Genomic DNA, 1,384 nt, shown 5'->3' with positions numbered 1-1,384 from the left:
GGCAATTCAAGATGTGTCATTGTCATGACAATCTTGCTTTTTCTCCCGAAGGTCCTTTAGATTAAAGGCCCTTGGTCGCAAAAGTTAAAGACATATGTTGATAATGATTCAAGAGGGGGGTCTGGGGGGAGACTCATAACTTTAAAGTAGTTGATAACTAAAAACCGGGGGAGGCAAGGTGAACTATCCGAAGGTCTGATCTAGTATCATTTTGCGAAGTAGTCCTGGCCTCCCTTTTAGTTGCAATGGCAAATTAGAATCTTAAGTAGGACTTATTAAAGGTATTGGCATGGCAACAATTCCGGTTTGTAAAAACTATAGTATTATGGATAAATTTAATAAGAAAAAGTATTTTATCGGGGTCGACATCAGCAAGACGGTATTGGACCTGGCCTTGTTGAGGGAAGGGGACTACGACTCCTTTACCGAGTTGAAAACCAAGAACTCCATTGACGGGTTCAACGGAATCATGGAGTGGATCCAAAAAGAGGGGGTTCAATTAAGAGACTGTGCATTTTGCATGGAACACACGGGAACATACGGACTTCTGTTTTATGCATGGCTGGCCCAAATAAAGATTTTGTTCTGTGTGGAGTCGGGGCTGCACATCAAACGGAGCCTGGGTATGACCAGGGGCAAAAACGATGCGGTCGACGCCAGAAGGATCGCCGACTATTTAGCTACCCACAGGGCGAAATTAAAGCCCTTTGAAATGCCATCTCCCTTACTGGTCAAGATCAAGCAACTACTGACCTATCGTGAACAAATGGTACGGATCAGGACCTCTTTAAAGAACAGTCTCAAAAGCCATGAACAATATCGAACTATCAGCGGTCTGGATAATATCGTTGCACAGATCAAGGAGCAGATAGACCGACAGGATCAAATAATAATCGGTATAAAGCAACAAATAACCGACATCATAGAGAGCGACCAAGAGCTGCGAAAAAATTATCGGCTTATGGCATCGGTCAAGGGCATCGGATTGATCATAGGGGCTTTCATGCTTGTGTCGACGAACAACTTCACAAGTTTTGACAACGGAAGAAAGTATGCCTGTTATGCCGGTATTGCGCCCTTTGAGTTTACTTCGGGAACTTCTATAAGGGGCAAGACCAGAACGAGCAAGTTTGGGAACAAGATTATCAAAACGCTCCTTAACAATGGAGCAAATTCCGCAATCAGATATGATAAACAAATAAAAAAATACTATGAAAGAAAACGTGGAGAGGGAAAGGACCATAAGGTCATTGTCAATGCGGTATGCTGTAAACTTGTCAATCGAATTTTTGCTGTAATCCGAAGACAATCACCCTTTGTTGAAGTTTATGAACAAAATTTTATCAATTGATTTGGTTTTCTCTTAGAATTCGCAAAAGAAAAA

Annotated in this window: 1 protein-coding gene; it reads left to right on the top strand. The window is 41.9% G+C overall.

The genetic code is table 11. The features are described 5' to 3' along the window. Positions 1-325: 325 nt before the first annotated feature. Positions 326-1,351, top strand: coding sequence for an IS110 family RNA-guided transposase (locus tag FEE95_RS22015; protein ID WP_171037121.1), 1,026 nt, complete (start codon positions 326-328; stop codon positions 1,349-1,351). Positions 1,352-1,384: the final 33 nt, after the last annotated feature.

This window comes from Maribacter algarum (ex Zhang et al. 2020), assembly GCF_005885635.1.
In the GTDB taxonomy this organism is placed as follows: domain Bacteria; phylum Bacteroidota; class Bacteroidia; order Flavobacteriales; family Flavobacteriaceae; genus Maribacter_C; species Maribacter_C algarum.
Note: the sequence above shows the minus strand (reverse complement) of the source record. Positions and strands in the feature narration are given on the sequence as shown.

What these genes read in the sequence shown, in the direction of transcription:
- FEE95_RS22015 (WP_171037121.1), top strand. Translation starts at nt 326, where the DNA reads ATGGATAAATTTAATAAGAAAAAGTATTTTATCGGGGTCGACATCAGC.